Raw genomic sequence first — 22,832 nt, 5'->3', positions numbered from 1 at the left:
GGGCGAGTAGCGCAGGGCTGGCGGGAAGAAGGGCGGCAGCATGTCTGAGGCTCGCAGAGCCGAGTTCTGCCGCCCCCCGTCAGACCGAGCAACGCAGCGAACCCGCAGGGCCGCGTAGCCGGGTGCCCCGGGGGATCGCTAAGGGGGGCTGGGCAAGCAGCCGACCTTGGCTCGCCGGAGAAGGCGAAACAGGGACGCCAAGCCGACGCAGATAATGATCAAATCCGAGTATGTATCGCAAGATGCCGGGCACGGCATGCCGCGCCCCTACGAATGGGAGAAGGGGAGGGGCAGTCAGCCCCGCTCAGCGCCGCAAATACGCACTGAAATCCACATCACTCGCCGACAAAATCGCCTGCACCCGGTTATGCACATTCAACTTGCGCAGAATCGCTGACACGTGCGCTTTCACCGTGGTTTCGGCGATGTCGAGGTGGTAGGCGATCTGTTTGTTGGACTCGCCCTTGGCCATGCGTTCCAGCACCAGCAGTTGCTTGCGGGTGAGGGCGTAGAGCAGCTCGGGGGAGATGGGGTATTCCTCGGGGTTGCGGCGGGTGATGGTGTGGTTGGCGCGGATGATGTCGGAGGGCAGGTAGACGTTGCCGTCGAGGATCTGCTCGATCGCTTCGGTCATCTGGGCGCGCGGCGAGGATTTGGTGATAAAGCCGACCGCGCCGTAGGTGATGGCCTGCAGCACTACCTGCTTGTCTTCCTCGGCGGAGACGATCACCACGGGAATCGACGGCGACTCGTTGCGCAGCGTGATCAGGCCGTTAAGGCCGTGCATGCCGGGCATGTTCAGATCCAGCAGAATCAAATCCAGGTCGTCCTGTTCCCGGGCTATGGCCAGAGCACTATCCAGGTCGCAGGTTTCCAGCAGCTCGCTGCCGGGAAATCCGCTACTGATGACATTGCAGATGGCCTCGCGAAACAACGGATGATCATCAGCTATCAGTATCTTGTACATGGCTTGGGCAACCTGTTTTTGTTGTATTCGGTTATGCCGGGCAACGCTGGCCCGGTGGTATCAGTTGGTATTACACCCCCGGTGGGGCGTCTTGCAAATGATACATTCGCACAACGAACCGGTACTAAAGTAGTAGGCCGGGCTTGGCCCGGCAGCTGCAAGCTTTAAGCCGCAAGCTGCAAGCGAAACCCGCGTATAACTGCGCCATGTGCTGGCTTGCAGGAGTATGCAGCCGCAGATGCCGTGAAGATACTTGACGGTCTTTTCGCTCGGCCCATCCTGATTACGCTTGCAGCTTGCAGCTTGCAGCTTGCAGCTTGCAGCTTGCAGCTTGCAGCTTGCAGCTCACCCCCGAACCGCCGCCCGCTGCGGGTTGAAGGTCAGCACCGCCGCCAGACTGAACAGCAGCCACAAGCCCAGACACACCAGCAGCGCGGTCAGGTTGAACTGCTGATACAGCGCAAAGCGCACCAGTTCCACCGCGTGGGTGAACGGGTTCAGTGCGCACAGCCAATACAGCCACTCGCTTGATTCGCGCATCTTCCACAGCGGATACAGCGCCGATGACAGGAAGAACAGCGGAAAGATGACGAAGTTCATCACCCCGGCAAAGTTCTCCAGCTGACGAATCCCGTTGGACAACAGCAGCCCCAGTGAACTGAGCAGCAGCGCCGCCAGCAGCAGCGCGGGCGCGGCGGCCAGCAGGCCCCAGTGCGGCGGGCGAATGTCGAAGCACCAGGCAATCGCGAGAAAGGCGTACACCTGAATCAGCGACACCAGCGCGGTTGCCAGCAACTTGCACAGCAGCAGAAACGGCCGCGGCAGCGGGCTCATCAGCAGCACGCGCATGCTGCCCATTTCCCGGTCGTAGACCATCGACAGCGAGCCCTGCATGCCGTTGAACAGCAGGATCATGCAGCACAGGCCGGGCAGGATGTAGGTCTCGTAGGTGATGTAGGTGCTGTAAGGCGGGATGATCGACACCCCGAGCGCGGCGCGAAAGCCGGCGGCAAATACCAAGAGCCACAGCAGCGGGCGTACCAGCGCGCTGAGAAAGCGTGAGCGCTGCTGGAAGAAGCGCAGCCACTCGCGCTGCATCACGCCCTGCAGGCAATACAGATACTGGGCGAGGCTCATAGGCTGGGCTCCTCGGCGCTGCGGCTGAGCCGGTCGAAGGCATCGCTGAGGCTTTCCTGCTCGGCGCTGTTGGTCAGCTCTTGCGCCAACCCCTGCGCGACCACGCGGCCACGGTTAAGCATCACTACCGCGTCGCTTGGCAGAATCTCATCGAGCAGGTGAGTGGTCCAGATTACGGTCAGTTGCTGTTCGTCGCACAGCGCGCGCACGTGCTGATTGAGTGCCCGGCGGCTGGCCTGATCCAGCCCCACGCTGGCTTCATCCAGCAGCAGAATGCGCGGCTGATGCAGCAGCGCGCGGGCGATCTCGACCCGGCGGCGGTGGCCGCCGTTGAGGGCGCGCACCCGCTCGTGCTGACGCTCGCCGAGTTGCTGGCGGGCCAGTTCGGCGTCGATCCGTTGCCTGGCCTCGCGCCGCGACAGCCCGTGCAGTGCGGCGTGGTAGGCCAGGTTCTGGCGTACGCTCAGATCCAGATCCAGCGTGCTCTGCTGAAACACCACGCCGAGCTGGCGCAGCGCTGCCCGTGGGTGCTGGCGGATCGATAAACCGTCAAGCAGGATGTCGCCTTGCTGCAGTGCATAGAGTCGACTGAGCAGCGCCACCAGCGTGGACTTGCCTGCGCCGTTGGGGCCCAGCAGGGCGTTCAGGCAGCCTGGCTGGCAGCTGAACTCAACCTGCTTGAGCGCCTCACGCTCGCCATAGGCGAAGCTGACCTGCTGCACGGCGATAGTCATCAGGGCGTGACCACCACACCCCAGGGGAAGCGGCCGACTTTGATCGACTTCACTACCTCCAGGTCGTGGACGTTGACCACAGACACATCGCCGCTGATGCCGTTGGTGGTCAGCAGCAGACTTTCGTCGCCATTGAACGCCATGTGCCAGACGCGGCGGCCAACCAGCAGGTAATCGAGTACTTCAAAGGTGTTGGCGTCGACCACCGCCACGTGGTTGGCCGGGCCAAGGGCGACGAAGGCGTATTTGCCGTCGCGGGTCAGGCGCACGCCAACCGGCTGGATTCGGTCCGGGTGAATGCCCTTGATCTCAAAGGTCAGCACCTTTTTCACTTCGCGCGAATCCACGTCCAATACAGTAACGGTGCCGCCGATCTCGGCTGAGGCCCAGATGGTTTTGCTGTCGTGGCTGAACTCGACGTGACGCGGGCGCTGGTCAACCAGGGTGTTGTCGACCAGTTCGTTCGTGGTGGTGTCGATCCAGTGCAGCATGTTGGTGGTTTCGCTGGTGTTCACCGCCCATTTGCCGTCCGGGCTGACCGCCATGCCTTCGGGCTCCACGCCCACGTCGATCTGCGCGAGTACCTCGGCGGTCGGCACGTCCACCACGGTTACCAGCGCGTCGTCTTCGTTGGAGATGTACAGAGTGCGGTCGTTCGGGTGCAGGGCGAATTGCTCCGGGTCAGCGCCGGAGGGCAGTTCCTGCACGATGCGGCGGGTTGCCAGATCCATGATCTGCACGGTGTCGGAGTCGCTGGCACAGATGAACAGCTTGCTGTTGTCGCTCGACAGCAAAATGCCGCGTGGGCGCATGCCAACGTCCAGCGTGTCGGTGACCTCCAGCGTGTTCATGTCGATCACCGAGATGGTGTTGTCCTTCTCGTTCGATACGTAGGCAGTCTCGGCCAGAGCGGTGGTGCTCGCAGCGGTAATCAGCGCGGCCAGCAGGGCGTTGCGAAAGGGCAGGGTAGTCATGGGCAGCTCCATCAGCTCTTATTCAGGTGTTCGGCAATACGGCACTGGCTCTCGGGCTCGTCGTAGCCGAGGGTGTCCAGGTCGGTGCCGGGGTGCAGGAAGCCGTCCTGCGGTGAGGTCGTAACCAGTGCGCGTGGTTGCACCAGTGCGATCGGCTGGCGCAGCTGGCCGCTCCAGGTGCGGTAGCTCAGCTTGCGCCCCTTGAAACCGTCCATCGGCAGCCGGTCACTGACGCTGAGCGCGGCAATCGCGTCGGCGTCGGTGCTGTTGAGGGTGGTGACGGCTGCGCCAATCGAGCGCACGGCCAGCCAGGAAGCGAAGTCCAGGCTGTTCATCCAGCGCCCGGCGTGTGCCTCAAAGCGCTTCTGCAATTGCGCTGCGCCGTAGGTTTCGATGGTCTTGTGCCAGCCGACCGGGGTCAGGCCCTGGGTGCCGGCTACCGGGCGCGGGTACCAGGTGTTGTAGGGGATGTATTCGCCAAAGTCGCCGCGCTCGTCGGCCACCAGTACCACGTCGTATTCGTCGGTCTGGGTGAACAGTGGCACCTCGGCCTGGGCGGCGCGGCGCAGGTCGGTATCAAAGCTCCACTGCTTCTCCGCGACGATGCGCATGCCGTAGCGCTGGGCGGCGCGCTTCAGCGCGGCGGCGTAGGCCTGATCCTCTTCGGTCGGGCCGCTGATCAGCAGCCAGCGCTTGAGTTTGCGGCTGAGCAGAAACTGGCCCAGTGCATCGGCCAGCATGGCGCGGCTGGGCAGGGTGTGCAGCACGTTGGGCAGGCACTGGGTGGTGCGCAGGGCGTCGTCGTAGCTGCCGGCGTTGAACAGCAGGCTGTCGCCAAACTCGGCGGACAGGGTGCTCAGCGCGCTGGCCGGCAGGTTGCCGATGAACAGCCGCACGCCGTCGGCATGCAGGGCGCGGGCGGCGTCGAGCGTGGCGCTCAGCTCGGGCTCGCTGGCGGTCAGCAACTGGTAGTCGTGCTTGAGAAAGCGGCCGGTGGTGTTGTTGTCGACGATGGCGAGTTCCGCCCCGCGCAGGCCGGCGTCGGTCGGCTCGGGGATTACGTTCGACAGTACCGGGCCGGGGTCAGGTGCCCAGGCCACGTAGCCGATGCGCACCTCCAGCGGCTCGGCGTAGCTGCGTTGGGCCACCAACGTGGCCGCGCACAGGGCGAGCATGAAAAATGCAGTTTGGGTGAGCAGCGGGCGCATCGGGGCCTCCTTTTTGTTGTGGCCCCAGCATAGAAACCGCCCACCGGCGGGGAAATATGAAGAAAGTACCAATCGCCCGGTACCAAGGTAGTATTTCGGCTCTCGGCAGGGTCTTTAGCATGGCGACAACACAATAAAAAAAGGACCGCCCCCATGTCGCGCACTCGCACCATGCTGCATGTCAGCCTCATGATGATCTGCCTGATCGGTACCGACCGCCTGTTTGCAGAGGGCGATCTGACCCGTCGTACCACGCCGTTGCCCGATCTGGTGCTGGGCAATGACGAAAGCGACTTTGCCATGAGCCAGAGCGAATACGAGCTGGAAACCGGCAAGGCGTATCAGCTGATGGTCATCTCCTCTGGTATGAAGGAATACGCCTTCCAAGCGCCCGACTTCTTCAAGACCGTGCACCTGCGCAAGGTCGAGGCAGGTGACGTAGAAATCAAACCCGCCGTGCTGCACGAGCTGGAATTTGAAGAGGCCGGTGAGGCCGAAATTTTCTTTACCCCGCTGATCCCCGGCCGCTATGCCTTCTATCTGAAGGGCTATGAGAGCAAGGGCATGCAGGGCACCTTCGTCGTTCGCTGATCAGCCCGATGAAAACCCTGCCGCTGGCGGCGCGCCTGTACACGGGTGTGCTGCTGGCCTTCGCCGCGATGTTGCTTAGCCTGCTGCTGGTGCTGCTGCATCAGGCTGAAAAGGATCTGGTGCGCGAGCTGCACGCCAGCCGCGCCCTGGCGCTGCAACTGTTTGACGGCCTGTCGCGCAGCCCCACCTCACCCGACCCGCATCAGTTCGACGGCCTGCGCCACCTGCGTATAAGTCGCGTGGGCGAGGCGCTGCCCGCAACCACGGCGGAAGACGTGCCGCGCTGGCTGGTCAGCTGGCTGCAACCGGCGGTGGATGAACGCTTCCCGCCGCTGACGCTGTCGTTCAACGACGGCTCCCAGTGGCACATCACCCCCGACCCGCACGACGAGCTGGGCGAAATCTGGGAATCGGTGCAGCTCCTGCTGCTGGTGTTTGCCGCCGCGCTGGCGGTCTCGCTGCTGGCGATTCACTGGGCGCTTGGCCGCGGCCAGCGCGCTTATCAGCAACTGCTCGGCGGCCTGCATGATGTCGCCGCAGGGCGCTTCAGCACCCGGCTGGCCGCCAGCCAGCAACCGGAACTCAATCAGCTGGCCGAACGCTTTAACGCCATGACCGGCGCCCTGCAGCAGGCAGAGCAGCGCAACCAGAACCTGACCGAGCGGCTGCTCAGTGTGCAGGAAGACGAGCGCACGCAACTGGCCCACGCACTGCACGACGATCTGGGTCAGTACCTCACCGGCATCCGCGCCCAGACCTTCATGCTGCAGCACAGCCGCAGCGCCTCGCCCGAGCAGATTGAGCAGCTGAGTCAGCAACTGCTCGCCAGTTGCGACGGCCTGCAGCAGGGGTTTCGTGGGCTGGTGCGCGACCTGCACCCGGTGGTGCTGCAGCGCCTTGGGCTGGAGCAGGCGCTGGCCCAACTGACCGAACAATGGCAGGTGCAGCACGGCATCGACTGCCGCCTGCTGCTGACCACGGACTTGCCCGAGCTGGCACCTGATGCCCGCGCGCATCTCTACCGGCTGGTGCAGGAAGCGCTGAACAACGTCGCCCGCCACGCTCGCGCCACGCAGGTACAGATCTGGCTCGGCTGCGTCGGCGATCAACTGGTGGTGCGTATTGAAGATGATGGCTGCGGGCTGGAGCAGGGCAGCGTCTGGGGTATCGGCATGCACTCGATGCACGAACGGGCCCGCTGCCTTGGTGCGGTGCTGCAACTGCGCAGCGCCGAGCAGAGCGGGCTGATACTGGAGTTGAGCATTCCATGGAGGCAGGCAGCATGAACATCTTGCTGGTGGACGATCACGCGGTAGTGCGCCAGGGCTACACCAGCCTGCTGGCGATGATGCTCGGTCAGGCCGAGGTACGCGGCGTCGAGAGCGGGGAGGAGGCCATCGCCGCCGCCCAGCAGCGCGTGCCCGATCTGGTGGTGATGGATATTGGCCTGCCCGGCATCAGCGGTATCGAAACCGCCCGGCGGCTGATCCAGCGCTGGCCGCTGCTGCGCATCCTGTTCTTCAGCATGCACGATGAACTGCCGTTGGTACGGCAGGCGCTGGCGACCGGTGCGCTGGGTTATATCACCAAAAACGCCTCGCCCGAGGTGCTGCTCGATGCGGTCGGCCGCTGCCTCAAGGGTCACCGTTATATAGAGCAGGACCTCGCCACCCAGCTGGCCTGCGCCGGCAGCGACGAGCGCCTCGATCCGCGTCTGCGCGACGTCACCCAGCGCGAGTTCGAGATCTTCGTCATGCTCGCCCGCGGCGTGCCGCCCCGGCAGATCGCCGAAAACCTGTGCATCAGCAGCAAGACCGTCTCCAACAACCTCACCGTGCTGAAACAAAAGCTCAACGTCAGCTCGCTGACCGAACTGGTGCATCTGGCAATTGATACCGGCGTGCTGCGGGTGCAGAGCGCTTGACCGCTGGTCGGCTGCAACACGGCCGAGGCGCCTGCCAGCTAGCCTGAGAGAACGTTGTTGGTCGGGCAATCTACTACTAAATAACGACGTCAACCCTGCCAACGGCGCATACCAGACACCCCGGAGCCGTTACTAAGATCGAACCATGACTTGACCCGTGCGGGGTCAGGCTTCGCTCAGAGGAAAACAACAATGATCTATGCACAACCCGGAGCCGAAGGCTCAGTCGTTTCCTTCAAGTCTCGCTATGGCAACTACATCAACGGCGAGTTTGTCGCACCGGTCAAAGGCCAGTACTTCACCAACCTGACGCCGGTCACCGGCAACGCCGTGTGTGAAATCCCGCGCTCCACCGCAGAAGACATCGACAAGGCGCTGGACGCCGCTCACGCTGCCAAAGATGCCTGGGGCAAGACCTCCGTGCAGGCGCGCAGCAACATCCTGCTGAAAATCGCCGACCGCATCGAGCAGAACCTCGAAAAGCTGGCTGTCACCGAAACCTGGGACAACGGCAAAGCCGTACGCGAAACCCTGAACGCCGACATCCCGCTGGCGGCTGACCATTTCCGCTACTTCGCTGGCTGCCTGCGCTCGCAGGAAGGCACCGCTGCCGAGCTGGACGAGCACACCGCCGCGTACCACTTCCACGAGCCGCTGGGCGTGGTTGGTCAGATCATTCCGTGGAACTTCCCGCTGCTGATGGCCGCGTGGAAACTGGCGCCGGCCCTGGCTGCCGGTAACTGCATCGTGCTCAAGCCTGCCGAGCAGACTCCGCTGAGCATTCTGGTGCTGATGGAAGTCATCGGCGACCTGCTGCCGCCGGGCGTGCTGAACGTGGTCAACGGCTACGGCCGCGAAGCCGGTGAAGCGCTGGCCACCAGCACCCGCATCGCCAAGCTGGCGTTCACCGGTTCTACCCCGGTTGGCCGTCACATCCTCAAGTGCGCTGCAGAAAACATCATCCCGTCTACCGTCGAGCTGGGCGGCAAGTCGCCGAACATCTACTTCTCCGACATCATGCAGGCGGAAGAGTCCTTCATCAGCAAAGCCGTTGAAGGCATGGTGCTGGCGTTCTTCAACCAGGGCGAAGTGTGCACCTGCCCGTCCCGTGCGCTGATTCAGGAAGACATGTACGACGACTTCATCGGCATGGTTCTGGAGCGTACCCGTACCATCAAGCGCGGCAACCCGCTGGATACCGACACCCAGGTCGGCGCACAGGCCTCCGAGCAGCAGTTCGACAAGATCCTGTCCTACATGGAAATCGCCCGCGAAGAGGGTGCCGAGTTCCTCATCGGTGGCGGCGCAGAGCGTCTGAACGCCGAGTTCGGCAACGGCTACTACATCCAGCCGACCCTGCTCAAAGGCCACAACAAGATGCGCATCTTCCAGGAAGAAATCTTCGGCCCGGTGGTCAGCGTGACTACCTTCAAGACCGAAGCCGAAGCCCTGGCAATCGCAAACGACACCGAGTTTGGCCTGGGCGCCGGCCTCTGGACCCGCGACATCAACCGTGCCTACCGCATGGGTCGTGGCATCCAGGCTGGTCGCGTCTGGACCAACTGCTACCACATGTACCCGGCCCACGCCGCGTTCGGTGGTTACAAGAAGTCCGGTGTCGGTCGCGAGACCCACAAGATGATGCTCGACCACTACCAGCAGACCAAAAACCTGCTGATCAGCTACGACGTCAACCCGCTGGGCTTCTTCTAAGCCCAACCCAGGCAAACCCCGCGCAGGTTGCTCCACCTGCCGGGGCGCTAGGGGCTGGTGGTGAGTTGTCGGCCCTGAGTACTACCCCTGAGGGAACATGCCCCTCGTTCTGCAAGTCTGTTCGTGAAACTTTGGCGTGACTTCGGTCACGCCTTTTTTTGTTTGGGATTTGGTGGGGCGTTCTCTATCGCTCCGCTGCTGATCCAATCTCCCGTGGTGACATCTGCACGAACGTGACCGGTTTTGATCGTTCCTACCTGCGGCTTTGGCCATCTCGCGTGGTTTGAATGAACGCCGCTGCACTGCTGTTTGATGCCCCACGCGCCCCGAGTACCCAACCACGGTAGGCCTGACCAATGCGGGGCACGGCATGCCGTGCCCGTGGTGACATCTGCACGAACGTGAATGGTTTGGTTCAGCGACGTGTGCACTGCTCACCTCTGCGGTTCGCCTTCGCGGCACTCCGACTAATCGTCATCCCTGCGAAGGCGGGGATCCAGTTTCTCCCGCACCGCACGTAGATACTTCACGTCACCTTTTCGCCCTGACGGCGAGCAGGGGGAAATGCATGGCCATTTCCCCCTGCACCCCCTAGGCCACCCCGACTACACGGCCCTTCGGGTTCGCTGCGTTGCTCGATTTATCGGGGAGCCACAAAACTCGGCTCTTCGAGCCTCAGACATCCTGTGGCTCTTTTTCCCGATAAATCTGCGCTACTCGCCCGCGCAAACGGGGACCCTGGGTCCGTGCAAGCAAGATGGTTTGCGCTCTAATCAAAAATCAGCTTGCCGTGTGTCCTCCTTTCGCTAAAGTAGGAAGCACTTCACAAAATGTCGCCGCAGCGCTAACGCGTTGGAAACGCCAAGGAAAGTGAGAACTGCATGATCACGATAACGATTCATTCGACACATCGCCGATTTTATATCGAATGGACACTTGTTTCTTAGTGCTGTGCGCTATCTGATAAGTGCTATGTCTTTTATTTTGTGATCCTTATGAAGGTGTATTTATAAAAACGATTGGGGTGCCTGTCTTTGCGAAATATGTAGCTCTGGTTTGATTAGATTCCTGCGTTGGTTTTTGAGGTTTTCTTAAAATAAAATTTCTTCAATAAGTAAGGCTAAGGGAGTGGTTGATGGCAAGGATAATTGAGAAAACCCTTTGGGTTGAGGCGGTTCAACCCGAAGTAATAGATGGGCAAAAATACATCCCTACAGCTCTTTGCTATACGGAAAATGACGGTCTGGTTTTTGGGTCTAAGGCGATGGCTCTGCGCGAAGGCGGTCGCGTCGTGAATTCTGAATTTAAAGTCGCATTAGGTGAAGTGGTTTCTGGTGGCTCAAAAGAGAATCGTCGAGAGTTTGAGGTCGATGTGGGTGAACCACGGAACGCCTACAATCTAGCTAAGGATTATTTTGATAATGTACTTAAGCATGTCGAGGATAGGTTTCCTAGATCTGAGGCTACTAATTACAAACATCCTGCAAAGATTATTGTTGCTGAGCCTTTAAGCTTTCAGATGGATGGCTACAGTCCTAGATGGGTGTCGAATTATAGAGATAATATTCGTCGTATTCTTGACCGGTACGAAGAAGTTGAATTCCTGCCAGAACCCTTTGCGGTATTTCAGTATTATCGCTACGGGTGTCGTGTTCCGATACTGCAAGATGCTTCCAAGCACGTGGCGTTTATCGTTGATTTTGGCGGTGGGACTTTTGATGCGTGTGTTATTGAGTCAACAAATAAAGGGGATATAAGTCTATCCGGAAAGTCTTCAAAGCCACTGGCTGCTGACTCAGTGCCGGTAGGTGGGTTTGTTGTCAATAGGGAAATAGCTACCTTCTTGATTAAGCTGAATTTGGATAATGGCAAAAGAAAAGAAGCTGATAGATATATAGCGCAGTATCAAAGGGTTTTGATCGGTGAACTGAAGCTTGAAGATTTAGGTGTAAAAAATAGGAGCTTCATTGAGAATTACAAAAAATTGGAGGCGTCGGCTGAAGGTTTCAAAATTGAGCTTTCTTCAAAAATAAGCAATTGGCGGCTGGATTCTGATGCCTATGAAAAGGTAATGGTGGATGTGCCAGCTGATCCATTTGCTAGCTCTGGGTTTGTGAAGATCGAATTCTATGCTCACCAATTGAGAACTGTATTTGTCAATGAAGTGTGGAACAAAAAACTGAAGAAGACGATTTCTAACGTCCTGGATCGTTCAAGCGAAGCTCTTAATGATCGAGAGATTTCCGTTACGCTGATATCTGGTGGATCCTCTAATTTAAAGTGGTTGCAAGAGTTGCTTGTTAAGGATTTTTCAGACCAGCTTGAGAATGCAGAGCCTGTGCCTATAAGTCACTCTTTTCAGGAAGTGGTTGCTAATGGCCTGGCTATTGAGTGCGCTAGACGATATTACGATACAGATAGTGAGTTTGTTGCTGTAACTTATAACCCGATTAAATTGTTTCTGAATCCTGATGATACTGGCTTGGTTAAGGATAAGAAATTTAGGTCTGTGGGGGAAAAGATCGATATGGGGAAGGCTGGTCCTGCTGACCTTGTTCCCTCTGCGCAGTCGTTAAAGCATTTTTTTGAGTCAGAACTTCAGTGGAAAATAAAGCTAAGTAAGTCCCCAAAGCATCACTTGGATTATTATTTTAGTCGTCCGGATTCAGATGATGATTTAGATTCTTATAATGTGGAGGAGGTGAGAGTAAATACGCGGGATAGCAAGCATTTTGATAGTGCTATCACGGTTCAAATTGTTGTTAGGGAAGACGGGACTGTTACTCCTAAGTTTATTTATAAGGTCGCGAATGCGGAGTTTGGTGCGGAAGAAAATTCGGTCACAGGTCGTTCCTTTCATATTGATATGACGGCGGATGCTAATGAGATTAAGTCTGGCGATCACTTTGTAGGTTTTGATTTTGGGACAAGTAATTCTTCGCTTTGCGTTCTTGATAGCAATAAAATCAAGGTCACTACTCGCCGTCAACAGTCATCTGCGTGGTCAGGACTTTCCGCGTGTATCTCTCAACTGCCTTTTCCTGTTGCTTTTGCTGTTAGAAATTTTCTTGGTACGACTCAAGCGCGGGATATACCCGTTGCGGCGCGCGAAGCCTTTGAGAGCTGCTTGGCGTTCATGGCATATACAGCTGCTTCGGAAGCTTCCTTGAGTGGTCCGATAGATAAGTTGATGCGTGGTTTTCAACACAGGTCCATGGGGCCGTTGAAAGCGATGTTAGAATCTTCTTTGAAAATTGTAGGGAGTAAAGCACGGTTCTCCAGTGGGTTTGGTGATTTATTTTCGCCTGAAAATTCGGTTAAGTTGAATAAGGCGGTTTATGATTTTAACGAGCATAAGCATGATAAGCTCGGAGAGCGTGATGCTGATTGGCAAGAGTACGTCGAGCTTGTGGTGAGGGTTTGCTCGAAAGCTATGGAGAATAAATTGTTTGGCTATAGCGCTGAGTGTTCCTCGGTCCCATTCAGTGTTGATAGTTATGAAGGGTTGTTTAAGGTTGCGAACGATAATGCCCCATTCATAAAGTCATTTGCATATACTTCAGGGCAGAGTGTTAGCGACTCCTATGCATTGCTATACGATAAGTCTTCTGGCGAGGCTCTATGTTTGTCTCCATTTATATTCTGGTTTCATCGTATGCATACCTCTGCACCGCATGGGTGCTTTTGGCTGGATAAGAGGGAAGACGGTGTCGCAATAGTGAAACCCTGCGATGAAAAAACTAGTATAAAATCATCGGAGGTTCATACTTCCCTTTCGCATGTTTTTGACGCGCTCTACGACAATGGGGTCTTGCTCAGCGGGCCGATAGCAGTTGATTTTGCTTTAGATGAGGATACTTCGCGTGACTTCTGAGGCTTTTGATATGCGCTTGCGGCTCTAGTTTTTTCCCTTTCCGCCCATCGCTTCATCCTCGGCTCAAGTATTGCCTTCAACGTGTGTGATCTGATGCATTTGCTTTTCAGTAGGGCCTAACCCTGGCTTTGCTGATAAGTCTCAAGCGACGTCGCGATCTGCCGCATCAGGTCCATGCTTTGCAACACATGCAATGTCTCTTGGTGTTGCGACCATTCAGCGGCGCTGACGACCACAAAGTCGTCACCCTCGGGGTTGGTTACCTTGAGTGGGAGGTGCTTGGCTAACGCTTGCTGTGCATGCTGGTCGAGGTTGTCTTCGAACGTGCGGAGGCTAACGGTTTTCATGGGGTTTACCTATTCGGTCCTTCGGAACCAAGATAGCCGTGGTGCAGCGTAAAACAAGCCCCCCCACACCAACCAAATCACGACCAAATCTACTCCCAAAGTATCATTCGTACCCCCCCGATCCCGGTGTTTAACTGAGTCCGTCGGTTCCTGCCGACGCTGTAAACCCACGCAATAACAAGAGGATCGACCCATGTGGACTAAACCCAGCTACACCGACCTGCGTATTGGCTTTGAAGTCACCATGTACTTTGCCAACCGCTGAGTACCGGGCGCCCCGGTTTCCGGGGCGTTTAGGCACGCTGGCCGAGGACAGATCCCATGCATGTACAGATACTTGGTTCAGCTGCTGGCGGTGGTTTTCCGCAGTGGAACTGTAACTGCCGCAACTGCGACGGCTTGCGCCGTGGCACGCTGAACGCGAAAGCGCGTACCCAATCTTCCATTGCCTTGTCGGATGACGGGGTGAACTGGATTCTCTGCAACGCTTCCCCCGACATTCGCACCCAGCTGGAGCAGACGCCTGTGCTGCAACCGGCGCGCGCGATGCGTGATACGGCGATCCGGGCGATTGTGTTGATGGACAGCCAGATTGATCACGTGACCGGGCTGCTGACCCTGCGTGAGGGTTGCCCGCACGAGGTCTGGTGTACCGATATGGTCCATGAGGACCTGCAGACCGGCTTCCCGCTGTTCCCGATGCTGAGCCATTGGAACGGTGGTTTGCAGCGCCGTCGGATCGGGCTGGGCGAGCCGTTCCGTATTCCCGCTTGCCCGGCGCTGGAGTTTTTGCCGATTCCGCTGCGCAGTGCGGCGCCGCCGTATTCGCCGCACCGCAACGACCCGCACCCCGGCGACAACATCGGCCTGCTGGTGCGTGACAGCAATACCGGCGGTGTGCTGTTTTACGCACCGGGCCTGGGCCAGCCGGATGACGGGCTGCTGGCGACCATGCGTGATGCCGATTGCCTGCTGGTGGACGGCACCCTGTGGCGCGATGACGAGATGGCCTTTGCTGGCGTGGGCGACAAGCTCGGCAGCGAGATGGGCCACCTGCAGCAGAGTGGGCCGGGCGGGATGATCGAGCTGCTGGATGCGCAGCCGGCCAGCCGCAAGGTGCTCATTCATATCAACAACACCAATCCGATCCTGGACGAGGACTCTGCCGAGCGCGCCGAACTGGTGGCGCATGGCATCGAGGTCGCCCATGACGGTATGCAGATCGTTCTGTAAGGAGGCCGCCATGCAGCGCGAGCCGATGAGTATTGCCGAATTCGAGCAGGCCCTGCGCGACAAGGGCCGCTACTACCACATTCATCACCCGTTCCACGTTGCCATGTACGACGGCAGCGCAACCCGCGAGCAGATTCAGGGTTGGGTGGCGAACCGTTTCTACTATCAGGTCTGCATTCCGGTGAAGGACGCGGCGATTCTGGCCAACTGCCCGGACCGCGACACCCGCCGCGAGTGGATTCAGCGCATCATCGACCACGATGGTGAACCGGGCAGCGAGGGTGGCATCGAGGCTTGGCTGCGCTTGGGCGAGGCCGTGGGGCTGGACCGTGAGGTGCTGCTGTCGCAGGAGCTGGTGCTGCCGGGCGTGCGCTTTGCGGTGGATGCCTACGTCAACTTCGCCCGCCGGGCCAGCTGGCAGGAGGCGGCCAGTTCGTCGCTGACCGAGCTGTTTGCCCCGCACATTCATCAGTCGCGGCTGGACAGTTGGCCGCAGCATTACCCGTGGATTGACCCGACCGGGTACGACTATTTCCGCAAGCGTCTGAAAGAGGCCCGCCGCGACGTCGAGCACGGCCTGCGCATCACCCTGCATCACTACACCACCTGGGAGGCGCAGCAGCGCATGCTGGAGATTCTGCAGTTCAAACTGGACGTGCTCTGGAGCATGCTCGACGCCATGACCATGGCCTACGAGCTGGAGCGCCCGCCGTACCACACGGTCACGGCCGACAAGGCCTGGCATCGGGGGATCGCGCTATGAACCCGGTAGTGCGTGATAACACGCCGGTGCTGCGCCCCGGCTTTCGTCTGCAATGGGAACCGGTGCAGAACAGCCACGTGCTGCTCTACCCGGAGGGCATGGTCAAGCTGAACGAAAGCGCCGCCGAAGTGCTGTTGCTGGTCGACGGCAAGCGGCCGGTCGCTGACATCATCGACACCCTGTCCGAACGTTTCCCCAATGTGCCTGGTCTGGACGAAGACGTTCTGGCCTTCATCGAGGTGGCCCATGCTCAACACTGGCTCCACATCCGCTGAACAGGGGCCACCACTGTGGCTGCTGGCCGAGCTGACCTACCGCTGCCCGCTGCAGTGCCCGTACTGCTCGAACCCGCTGGAGTTTGCCAACCACAAGAGTGAGTTGAGCACCGCCCAGTGGATCGACGTATTCACCCAGGCGCGGGCGCTGGGAGCGGCGCAGCTGGGCTTTTCCGGTGGCGAGCCGCTGGTGCGCGAAGACTTGCCGGAGTTGATCGGCGCGGCGCGCGAGCTGGGTTTTTACACTAACCTGATCACCTCCGGCATGGGCCTGACCGAGGCCAAGATCGAGGCGTTCCGCGATGCGGGGCTGGATCATATCCAGATCAGTTTTCAGGCCTCCGATGCCGAGATCAACAATATGCTGGCCGGCTCGCGCAAGGCGTTCGAGCAGAAGCTGGCGATGGCGCGGGCGGTCAAGGCGGCCGGTTACCCGATGGTGCTCAACTTCGTGACCCATCGGCACAACATCGACCAGATCGACCGCATCATCGAGCTGTGCGTGGCGCTGGAGGCCGATTTTGTCGAGCTGGCGACCTGTCAGTACTACGGCTGGGCGCACCTCAACCGTGCCGGGCTGCTGCCGACCAAGGCGCAGCTGGACCACGCCGAGCAGGTCACCAATGCGTGGCGCGAGAAACTGGCCGAGCAGGGCAACCCGTGCAAGCTGATTCTGGTCACCCCCGATTACTACGAAGAACGCCCCAAGGGCTGCATGAATGGCTGGGGCAATATCTTCCTGACCATCACGCCAGACGGCACCGCGCTGCCGTGCCACAGCGCGCGGCAGCTGCCGGTCAGCTTCCCCAGCGTGACCGAACACAGCCTCTCACATATTTGGTATGACTCGTTCGGCTTCAACCGTTTTCGCGGCTATGATTGGATGAGCGAGCCGTGCCGGTCCTGCGACGAGAAGGAGAAGGACTTTGGCGGCTGTCGCTGTCAGGCGTATTTGCTGACGGGCGATGCCACCCAGGCTGACCCGGTGTGCAGTAAATCGCCACACCATCACAAGATTCTGCAGGCCAGAGCCGAAGCAGAGCAGCCCCAGCCGGGGATAGAGGAGTTGACCTTCCGCAATGAACGTACCTCGAGGATCATCTGCAAGGCCTGAGAACCCCGCGCCCGGCCGTTGGCCGAGCGACTTCAGTGCAGCGCAGGCGGTAGCCGCCAGCGCTGACTACAGCGATCTGTGCTGCGCCGATGGCGCGCTCTGGTGGCTGACCTTTCGCCCGGAGCAGGGTGACAGCGTGCTGCAGCGTTGGCAGGACGGCGTCACCCGCACCGTTACCCCCCAAGGCCATTCCGTGCGCAGCCGCGTGTATGAATACGGCGGCGGCAGCTTCTGCGTGCTGCCCGGCGAGTTTGAACCCGACTGCCTGCTGGTGTTCGTCAACGAAGCCGACCAGCAGCTGTATCTGCAATGCCCGGAAGGCCAACGCCTTGAACCCCTGACCCAACACCCGGAATGCCGCTACGGTGGACTCTGCGCCGACCTTGCCCGCCGCCGCGTGCTGGCGGTGGAAGAGGCGCATCTGCCGGGACGGGTGGAGCACCGGCTGGTCGCCATCGGGCTGGACGGCTCGCGCCAACTGCTCGCCAGCGGCGCTGACTTCTATCACAGCCCGCAGGTCAGCGACTGCGGTACCCAACTGGCCTGGATCGAATGGGATCGCCCCGACCTGAGCTGGACCCGCACCCGGCTGATGCTGGCAACTCTGGCGGCCGACGGCAGCGTGGCGCAGGTGCAGTCGCAGGCCGGGGCGGATGAAGCGCTGCAGCAGCCGCGCTTTGATGCCAGCGGCCAGCTGTGCTGCCTGTCTGATCGCAGTGGTTATTGGGTGCCGTGGCTGTTTGCCGATGACGGCCCGCGCAAGTTGCCGGCGATTGCCGCCGATCACGCCCCCGCGCCGTGGCAACAGGGCAGCAACACCTGGCTGCCGTTGACTGACGGCTGGATGGCGCTGAGCTGGAGCGAGGCCGGGTACGGTCATTTGGCGTTGCGCCATTCGGTCAGCGCCGAAGAGCGGCGGCTGGCGCATGCCTACAGCCGCTTTCGGCACCTGTGCAGCGACGGTAAGGCGCTGTATTGCATCGGCGCATCGCCCAGTTGCACCGCCGCCATTTTGCGCATTGAGCTGGCGACGGGTGAGTTGACCCGCCTGCTGGGCGAAGACACGACGCTGGGCGTCGCCGACTTGTCCCGTCCTGAACGGCTGCTGTATCTGAGCGCGGGCGGCGAGAGCGCCCACGGCTTTTTCTATCCGCCGCGCAATCATGCACAGAAGCTCGGTCAACCGCCGCCGCTGCTGATCTTCACCCACGGCGGGCCAACCTCGGCCTGCTACCCGGTGCTGGATAACCGCATCCAATTCTGGACCCAGCGCGGCTTTGCCGTTGCCGATCTGAACTACCGCGGCAGTACCGGGTACGGCAGGCCGTATCGTCAGCGCCTGCAGGGCAATTGGGGCGTGACCGATGTGGAAGACGTGCTGGCGGCCGTCGACTATCTGAGTCAGCAGGGTAGGGTGAATCCGGCGCAGGTATTCATCCGCGGCTCCAGCGCCGGTGGTTACACCACACTCTGCTCGCTGGTGGCCGGGGCAGGGCGCTTCCGCGCGGCAGCCAGCCTGTATGGCGTGAGTGACCCGTTGCAGCTCAGAGCGGTGACCCACAAGTTTGAGGCCGACTACATCGACTGGCTGATCGGCGACCCCGACACCCAGCCAGAGCGCTACGTCGAGCGCTCACCCCTGGCCCAGGCCGAACGTATCCGCACCCCGGTGATCTTTTTTCAGGGCCTGCGCGACGCCGTCGTGTTGCCCAGCCAGACCGAACAGATGGTAGCCGCGCTGGACGACAACGGCGTGCCGGTGCACTGCGTCACCTTCGCCGACGAGCGCCACGGCTTCCGCCAGGCCGCGCATCTGGCGCAGGTGCTGGAAGAGGAGTTGGCGTTTTGTCAAGCGTGGTTGTAATCCGGCCCCGTCGAACCTAAACGGCCCGCCCCGATTACTCTGTCATCCCCGCGCAGGCGGGGATCCAGTTTGGGCTTTGGCGTATCCCTGGATTCCCGCCTCCGCGGGAATGACGTTTGGGTGGGGTGGGTTATGGTTTGGATAACCGCACCCGCGAGTCTCCCGTCGTTCCCCAATCCTCGTCATCCCCGCGCAGGCGGGGATCCAGTCCGGGCTTTGGCGTATCCCTGGATTCCCGCCTCCGCGGGAATGACGTTTGGTTGGGTTGGTTTTTTTTTGGGTAGCCGTGTCTGCGAGTCTCCCGTCGCTCCCCCAACCCTCGTCATCCCCGCGCAGGCGGGGATCCAGTCCGGGCGTTGATGTATCGCTGGATTCCCGCCTTCGCGGGAATGACGTTCGGGTGGGTAGGGGTGGACCTCGGGCGGCCTGGCAAGGGGCTTCTGGGCGCCAGAGTGTGGTGCATCATGCTAGTCTCGCTGCGTTGCCAATAATGCGAAGTATGAGGAGATGTCCGGTGAGCACGTTTTCCCCTGTGCAGTGGTGTCTGAACGCGTCGGTGGATGTACCGGCGATGGAAACCGTGGATGACTGGCTGACCCACTGGCGCCAGTTGCCGCTGGATGAGGCGTCGCCGCTGGCCTTGGCGGTCATGGGCGGCTGTCAGGCGGATCGCGCTGCCTGGGCGTTCAGCGCCGGGTATGAAGCCGCGCTGCGGGCGATGTTTCCGCAGATACGGGGCGGTGGGCTGCACGGCTTCAGTCTGAGCGAGGAGGGTATTCGCAGCCCGCGTGACCTGCAGACGCTCTGGCGTACGGACGCCTCGGGCGGTATCCAGCTCAGCGGCAACAAGGGGTGGGTGCCCATGCCGGAGCATTGTGAAGCCTATTTTGTGGTTTGCCGTGCCAGCGGGGCAGACGGCGCCCTCAGTGTGGTGCGCCTGCCGGCCACGGCGGACGGCGTAACCATGAGCCCACGCAACCCTGCGGCCTTTATGCCGGAGCTGCCGGCGGCGCGTATGCAATTGCAGGATGTCCAGCTGGATGCCTCAGCCATGCTGCCGGGTGATGGCTGGAGCGATTACGCCAGACCTTTTGGCGCGCTGGAAGAGCTGTACGTCAGTGCCGCGCTGATGGGTTATCTGCTGCGCGAAGGGCGTGCCCGTGAGTGGCCGCAGGCGTTGCTGCGCCAGATGCTGGCCGCCATCAGTCTGCTGGAGCGCATCGCGCCTGAGGTGGGCAGCGCCAACCGCGGGCAGCTGCTGCTGGCTGGTGCCACGGAATGGGTGCGGGCGCTGATGACCCAGGCCACCGCCGAGTGGGCCAAGCAGCCGAATGATGAGGCTGGACAGCGCTGGGCGCGCGATCAGACCGTGCAACGTATGTGGGCTGCAGCTGGCGCCAAGCGTGGTGAGCGGGCCTGGCAGGCCCTGACGGCCGCGCAATGACGGCAGTGAGCGCCCGCGAGGTGTATCAGCTGTTCCGCGATGTGGCGCTGGAGCAAAAGGTTTTGCGGCTGGACAGTGGTGCGTGCTGGGATGCCGTTGATACGGGCGCGGTACACGTCTGCATTGATGCGCATCGTATTGTGCTGTTCAAGGAGGCTGGTGAGTTGCATCACTGCCTGGGTTGCGAGCTGGACGACGGCCGTGTGGTTGGCCAGGAGGCCTGGAACAGCCCCGGCACTGACCCGCTGGAACTGCTGAGTGTCTGGGAGCGAGCGCAATTATTGAAGGCATTGCAGGCCTGACTGGCGCTGGTGGCTGGATGACATCGGACGAGGGGCATGAAACAATCCGCGCCCCACTGTTATGAGTATCCTGTCGTGCCCCGTCTTTCCGTCGAGCAGCTGTCACAAGAATGGAGTCTGTTGAACCAGCGGTTCAGCGCGAAAAGTCGCCGTTTTGTGCTGAGCTTTTGTACTCGCCATGCTGTTGATCTGACCGAGCAGTTTTATTCCGAGATGCTCGCAGACCCTGCCGCAGCGCTGTTTCTGTCCCATGATCAGGTGCAGGGCCGGTTGAGCCAGTCGATGCGTCGCTGGCTCGAAGGCCTGTTCGATGCCGAGGCGGAGGGCGGGCTGGCGCGGATCATCGCCGAGCAGAAGAAGGTGGGCGAGGTGCATGCTCGCATCGACATTCCTGTGCACCTGGTATTGCGCGGCGCGCGCTGCCTGAAAGATCGATTCATTGAGCTGCTGCATGAAGACCGTGAACTGTCTGACCGCGAGCATCTGGATACGGCGCGCTTGATGTCGGATACGGTCGATCTGGCGATGGAGATCATGAGCCACGCTTACTCAGCCGCCCACGATCGTAACTCCCGCAATGAAGAAGCCTACCGGTTGTTCTCGGTAACGCAGAACATCTCCGCCGAGAAGGAAACCCAGCGGGCAGCCCTGTTTGATTGGGAGAACCAACTGATGTTTGACCAGGCGGTCGGGCAGCCGGGGGCGCATTTGCCGCGTATTCTGGCTTCCGAATTTGGCCTGTGGTTCCGCCACAAGGGCGCCCATGCCTTTGAAGGCTCGCGTGAGGCGGGGCAGATCATCGAGGCGATGGAGCAGATTGATGACGTGATTCTGCCGCTGTTTGATGGTGACGCCGAAGAGCGCATCGCGCGCCTGCGCGAGCTGCGGGAGACTGTGAAGTCGATCCGTTTCAACCTGGACAACCTGTTCGAGCAGAACAACGCGCTGGAGGCCGGCCGTGATGTGCTGACACGCCTGCTCAACCGCAAATTCCTGCCGGTGGTGCTCAACCGTCAGGTCAGCCATGCGCGTACACACGGCACGCCGTTCTCGGTGCTGGCGCTGGATATCGACTACTTCAAGCGCATCAACGACAGTTGTGGCCACGATGCGGGCGACCGGGTGCTGCAGCAACTGGCGACGGTGCTGGTTAACAGCAGTCGCGCGGGTGATTACCTGTTCCGCCTGGGCGGTGAAGAGTTTCTGATGTTGCTGGTCGACACTGACCTCAATGGTGCGCGGCGCACTGCCGAGAAACTGCGCGCCAGCGTGGAGCGGGAAGTATTCCGCCTGCCGCAGGATCGTACGCTGAACGTAACGTTGAGTGTGGGCGTGGCCTGTTTCAATGGCCACCCTGACTATCAGCAGTTGATGCGCCGCGCCGATGAGGGGCTGTACGCCGCCAAACATGGCGGGCGCAATCAGGTGGTGGTTGCCGAGTAGGTAGCCTCAGGCTGCGTTTACGCGGATCTGATCCAGCAGCCGTTGCAGGCAGGGGTTGGGGTTGTCTGGATTCCAGTACAGCCCCTGTTCAATACGGCTGGGTTGGCTTAAGGCAATGAATACGCTGCCGTCGAGCTGCATGCGCGCCATGGACGCGGGCACCAGCGCCACCCCAAGGCCGCTGGCAACCAGGTTGACGATGGTCTGCTGCAGATGGGTTTCTACTCTGATTTCCGGCTGAAAGCCTGCGCTGTGACAGCACTGCATCACCGCTTCATGCAGTGCTGGCGCGGTGCTGCCGGGGAAGCAGATAAACGGATCTGCGGCCAGCTCGGCAACATCCACTTTGCGCTTGCCCGCCAAGCGGTGATTGGCGGGCAGCACCGCGCATAGTTTGTCTTCATACAGGCTCTGGTAGCCAAGGCTGTGACGTACCGGCAGTGGAAAGCCCAGCCCGGCGTCTACCGCGCCAGAGAGCAGCGCCTGTTGCAGATCCCTTGGCAGGGTTTCTTCCAGCCGCAGGCGCACATCCGGGTAGTGCTCGGCAAAGCGGGAGACCAGTTCGGGCAACAGATTCCAGGCGGCGTACATGGTGAAGGCAATGCGCAGCTCGCCTTGCTCCCCTTGGGCTGCGGCGCGGGCTGAGGCGCCTGCCCGTTCCAGGTCGGTCAGCAGTCGGCTGATATCGCGCTGAAACTGAACGCCCGCCGGGGTCAGCGCCACGCTGCGTGAATGACGCCAGAACAGCGGGGTGCCGACGCTGTCTTCCAGCGCCGAGATCTGCCTGCTGAGCGGTGGCTGGGTCATGTTCAGTTGCTCGGCGGCGCGGCTGAAGTTAAGGGTCTCGGTCAAGGTGATGAAGCTGCGCAGTTGCTGCAGAGTCATGGTCTATCCATTTTTGGTATCAATAAGCGGTTTAAATAGC

Annotated in this window: 21 protein-coding genes; 14 read left to right on the top strand and 7 right to left on the bottom strand. The window is 60.4% G+C overall.

The genetic code is table 11. The features are described from left to right. Window positions 1–304 precede the first annotated feature (304 nt). From BM116_RS11635 to BM116_RS11615, 5 genes are all read right to left on the bottom strand, one after another. Window positions 305–967: a response regulator transcription factor gene (locus BM116_RS11635; RefSeq protein ID WP_083724638.1), complete on the bottom strand. Its 663-nt coding sequence runs from the start codon at window positions 965–967 to the stop codon at window positions 305–307. 345 nt (window positions 968–1,312) lie between these two features. Then, a complete protein-coding gene (locus BM116_RS11630) occupies window positions 1,313–2,104 on the bottom strand; it encodes an ABC transporter permease (protein WP_083724640.1) in 792 nt (263 codons plus the stop codon). After that, a complete protein-coding gene (locus BM116_RS11625; protein WP_407920313.1) occupies window positions 2,101–2,841 on the bottom strand; it encodes an ABC transporter ATP-binding protein in 741 nt (246 codons plus the stop codon). Before BM116_RS11625 ends, BM116_RS11630 begins: the two co-directional genes overlap by 4 nt. After that, entirely contained in the window at window positions 2,838–3,812 is a 975-nt protein-coding gene (locus tag BM116_RS11620; RefSeq protein ID WP_090475173.1) for a YVTN family beta-propeller repeat protein, read from the bottom strand. Before BM116_RS11620 ends, BM116_RS11625 begins: the two co-directional genes overlap by 4 nt. 11 nt (window positions 3,813–3,823) lie before the next feature. Next, window positions 3,824–5,020, bottom strand: coding sequence for an ABC transporter substrate-binding protein (locus BM116_RS11615; protein ID WP_083724644.1), 1,197 nt, complete (start codon window positions 5,018–5,020; stop codon window positions 3,824–3,826). A 171-nt stretch (window positions 5,021–5,191) separates the two neighbouring features. Here BM116_RS11615 and BM116_RS11610 point away from each other — a divergent pair, with 171 nt between their 5' ends. The 5 genes from BM116_RS11610 (at window position 5,192) to BM116_RS11590 (ending at window position 13,122) form a co-directional block, all read left to right on the top strand. Next, on the top strand, window positions 5,192–5,611 hold the full coding sequence (locus tag BM116_RS11610) for a cupredoxin domain-containing protein (RefSeq protein WP_090475171.1): 420 nt from the start codon (window positions 5,192–5,194) through the stop codon (window positions 5,609–5,611). Between the two features lie 8 nt (window positions 5,612–5,619). Beyond that, entirely contained in the window at window positions 5,620–6,897 is a 1,278-nt protein-coding gene (locus tag BM116_RS11605) for a sensor histidine kinase (protein WP_083724648.1), read from the top strand. Further along, on the top strand, window positions 6,894–7,535 hold the full coding sequence (locus tag BM116_RS11600) for a response regulator (protein WP_083724828.1): 642 nt from the start codon (window positions 6,894–6,896) through the stop codon (window positions 7,533–7,535). The genes BM116_RS11605 and BM116_RS11600 overlap by 4 nt, the downstream gene beginning before the upstream one ends. Window positions 7,536–7,727: 192 nt before the next feature. Beyond that, on the top strand, window positions 7,728–9,248 hold the full coding sequence (gene exaC, locus BM116_RS11595; protein WP_083724650.1) for an acetaldehyde dehydrogenase ExaC: 1,521 nt from the start codon (window positions 7,728–7,730) through the stop codon (window positions 9,246–9,248). A gap of 1,135 nt (window positions 9,249–10,383) precedes the next feature. Next, window positions 10,384–13,122, top strand: coding sequence for an acetate and sugar kinases/Hsc70/actin family protein (locus BM116_RS11590; protein WP_083724652.1), 2,739 nt, complete (start codon window positions 10,384–10,386; stop codon window positions 13,120–13,122). A gap of 116 nt (window positions 13,123–13,238) precedes the next feature. On the opposite strand, the gene BM116_RS11585 is transcribed toward BM116_RS11590, so the two are convergent. Beyond that, complete coding sequence (locus tag BM116_RS11585) at window positions 13,239–13,469, bottom strand: type II toxin-antitoxin system Phd/YefM family antitoxin (RefSeq protein WP_211276247.1); 231 nt, start codon at window positions 13,467–13,469, stop codon at window positions 13,239–13,241. A 193-nt stretch (window positions 13,470–13,662) separates the two neighbouring features. Between BM116_RS11585 and pqqA the strand changes: the two genes are divergently transcribed. From pqqA to BM116_RS11540, 9 genes are all read left to right on the top strand, one after another. Next, window positions 13,663–13,734, top strand: a complete 72-nt coding sequence (pqqA, locus tag BM116_RS11580) for a pyrroloquinoline quinone precursor peptide PqqA (protein ID WP_063607997.1) — start codon at window positions 13,663–13,665, stop codon at window positions 13,732–13,734. Window positions 13,735–13,790: 56 nt separating this feature from the next. Further along, window positions 13,791–14,702 carry a pyrroloquinoline quinone biosynthesis protein PqqB gene (gene pqqB / locus BM116_RS11575; protein WP_083724654.1) on the top strand — a complete coding sequence of 304 codons (912 nt, stop codon included), beginning with the start codon at window positions 13,791–13,793 and terminating at the stop codon, window positions 14,700–14,702. Window positions 14,703–14,712: 10 nt separating this feature from the next. Further along, a complete protein-coding gene (gene pqqC / locus BM116_RS11570) occupies window positions 14,713–15,465 on the top strand; it encodes a pyrroloquinoline-quinone synthase PqqC (RefSeq protein ID WP_083724656.1) in 753 nt (250 codons plus the stop codon). After that, window positions 15,462–15,740, top strand: coding sequence for a pyrroloquinoline quinone biosynthesis peptide chaperone PqqD (pqqD, locus tag BM116_RS11565; RefSeq protein WP_083724658.1), 279 nt, complete (start codon window positions 15,462–15,464; stop codon window positions 15,738–15,740). The genes pqqC and pqqD overlap by 4 nt, the downstream gene beginning before the upstream one ends. After that, window positions 15,712–16,854 carry a pyrroloquinoline quinone biosynthesis protein PqqE gene (pqqE, locus tag BM116_RS11560; RefSeq protein WP_083724660.1) on the top strand — a complete coding sequence of 381 codons (1,143 nt, stop codon included), beginning with the start codon at window positions 15,712–15,714 and terminating at the stop codon, window positions 16,852–16,854. The genes pqqD and pqqE overlap by 29 nt, the downstream gene beginning before the upstream one ends. Beyond that, window positions 16,820–18,718 carry an alpha/beta hydrolase family protein gene (locus tag BM116_RS11555; protein ID WP_083724662.1) on the top strand — a complete coding sequence of 633 codons (1,899 nt, stop codon included), beginning with the start codon at window positions 16,820–16,822 and terminating at the stop codon, window positions 18,716–18,718. Before pqqE ends, BM116_RS11555 begins: the two co-directional genes overlap by 35 nt. Window positions 18,719–19,232: 514 nt before the next feature. Then, a complete protein-coding gene (locus BM116_RS11550; RefSeq protein ID WP_139056946.1) occupies window positions 19,233–20,162 on the top strand; it encodes an acyl-CoA dehydrogenase middle domain-containing protein in 930 nt (309 codons plus the stop codon). Continuing rightward, window positions 20,159–20,464: a DUF7693 family protein gene (locus tag BM116_RS11545; RefSeq protein WP_083724666.1), complete on the top strand. Its 306-nt coding sequence runs from the start codon at window positions 20,159–20,161 to the stop codon at window positions 20,462–20,464. The genes BM116_RS11550 and BM116_RS11545 overlap by 4 nt, the downstream gene beginning before the upstream one ends. A 75-nt stretch (window positions 20,465–20,539) precedes the next feature. Beyond that, complete coding sequence (locus tag BM116_RS11540; RefSeq protein WP_083724668.1) at window positions 20,540–21,907, top strand: diguanylate cyclase; 1,368 nt, start codon at window positions 20,540–20,542, stop codon at window positions 21,905–21,907. Window positions 21,908–21,913: 6 nt separating this feature from the next. On the opposite strand, the gene BM116_RS11535 is transcribed toward BM116_RS11540, so the two are convergent. After that, on the bottom strand, window positions 21,914–22,792 hold the full coding sequence (locus tag BM116_RS11535; RefSeq protein WP_083724670.1) for a LysR family transcriptional regulator: 879 nt from the start codon (window positions 22,790–22,792) through the stop codon (window positions 21,914–21,916). Window positions 22,793–22,832: the final 40 nt, after the last annotated feature.

The sequence above is a fragment of the Halopseudomonas pachastrellae genome (assembly GCF_900114765.1).
In the GTDB taxonomy this organism is placed as follows: domain Bacteria; phylum Pseudomonadota; class Gammaproteobacteria; order Pseudomonadales; family Pseudomonadaceae; genus Halopseudomonas; species Halopseudomonas pachastrellae.
The sequence above is the reverse complement of the archived record's forward strand: the minus strand, read 5'-3'. Positions and strand labels throughout refer to the sequence as shown.

What these genes read in the sequence shown, in the direction of transcription:
- BM116_RS11635 (WP_083724638.1), bottom strand. Translation starts at nt 967, where the DNA reads ATGTACAAGATACTGATAGCTGATGATCATCCGTTGTTTCGCGAGGCC.
- BM116_RS11630 (WP_083724640.1), bottom strand. Translation starts at nt 2,104, where the DNA reads ATGAGCCTCGCCCAGTATCTGTATTGCCTGCAGGGCGTGATGCAGCGC.
- BM116_RS11620 (WP_090475173.1), bottom strand. Translation starts at nt 3,812, where the DNA reads ATGACTACCCTGCCCTTTCGCAACGCCCTGCTGGCCGCGCTGATTACC.
- BM116_RS11615 (WP_083724644.1), bottom strand. Translation starts at nt 5,020, where the DNA reads ATGCGCCCGCTGCTCACCCAAACTGCATTTTTCATGCTCGCCCTGTGC.
- BM116_RS11610 (WP_090475171.1), top strand. Translation starts at nt 5,192, where the DNA reads ATGCTGCATGTCAGCCTCATGATGATCTGCCTGATCGGTACCGACCGC.
- BM116_RS11605 (WP_083724648.1), top strand. Translation starts at nt 5,620, where the DNA reads ATGAAAACCCTGCCGCTGGCGGCGCGCCTGTACACGGGTGTGCTGCTG.
- BM116_RS11600 (WP_083724828.1), top strand. Translation starts at nt 6,894, where the DNA reads ATGAACATCTTGCTGGTGGACGATCACGCGGTAGTGCGCCAGGGCTAC.
- exaC (WP_083724650.1), top strand. Translation starts at nt 7,728, where the DNA reads ATGATCTATGCACAACCCGGAGCCGAAGGCTCAGTCGTTTCCTTCAAG.
- BM116_RS11590 (WP_083724652.1), top strand. Translation starts at nt 10,384, where the DNA reads ATGGCAAGGATAATTGAGAAAACCCTTTGGGTTGAGGCGGTTCAACCC.
- BM116_RS11585 (WP_211276247.1), bottom strand. Translation starts at nt 13,469, where the DNA reads ATGAAAACCGTTAGCCTCCGCACGTTCGAAGACAACCTCGACCAGCAT.
- pqqB (WP_083724654.1), top strand. Translation starts at nt 13,791, where the DNA reads ATGCATGTACAGATACTTGGTTCAGCTGCTGGCGGTGGTTTTCCGCAG.
- pqqC (WP_083724656.1), top strand. Translation starts at nt 14,713, where the DNA reads ATGCAGCGCGAGCCGATGAGTATTGCCGAATTCGAGCAGGCCCTGCGC.
- pqqD (WP_083724658.1), top strand. Translation starts at nt 15,462, where the DNA reads ATGAACCCGGTAGTGCGTGATAACACGCCGGTGCTGCGCCCCGGCTTT.
- pqqE (WP_083724660.1), top strand. Translation starts at nt 15,712, where the DNA reads ATGCTCAACACTGGCTCCACATCCGCTGAACAGGGGCCACCACTGTGG.
- BM116_RS11555 (WP_083724662.1), top strand. Translation starts at nt 16,820, where the DNA reads ATGAACGTACCTCGAGGATCATCTGCAAGGCCTGAGAACCCCGCGCCC.
- BM116_RS11545 (WP_083724666.1), top strand. Translation starts at nt 20,159, where the DNA reads ATGACGGCAGTGAGCGCCCGCGAGGTGTATCAGCTGTTCCGCGATGTG.
- BM116_RS11535 (WP_083724670.1), bottom strand. Translation starts at nt 22,792, where the DNA reads ATGACTCTGCAGCAACTGCGCAGCTTCATCACCTTGACCGAGACCCTT.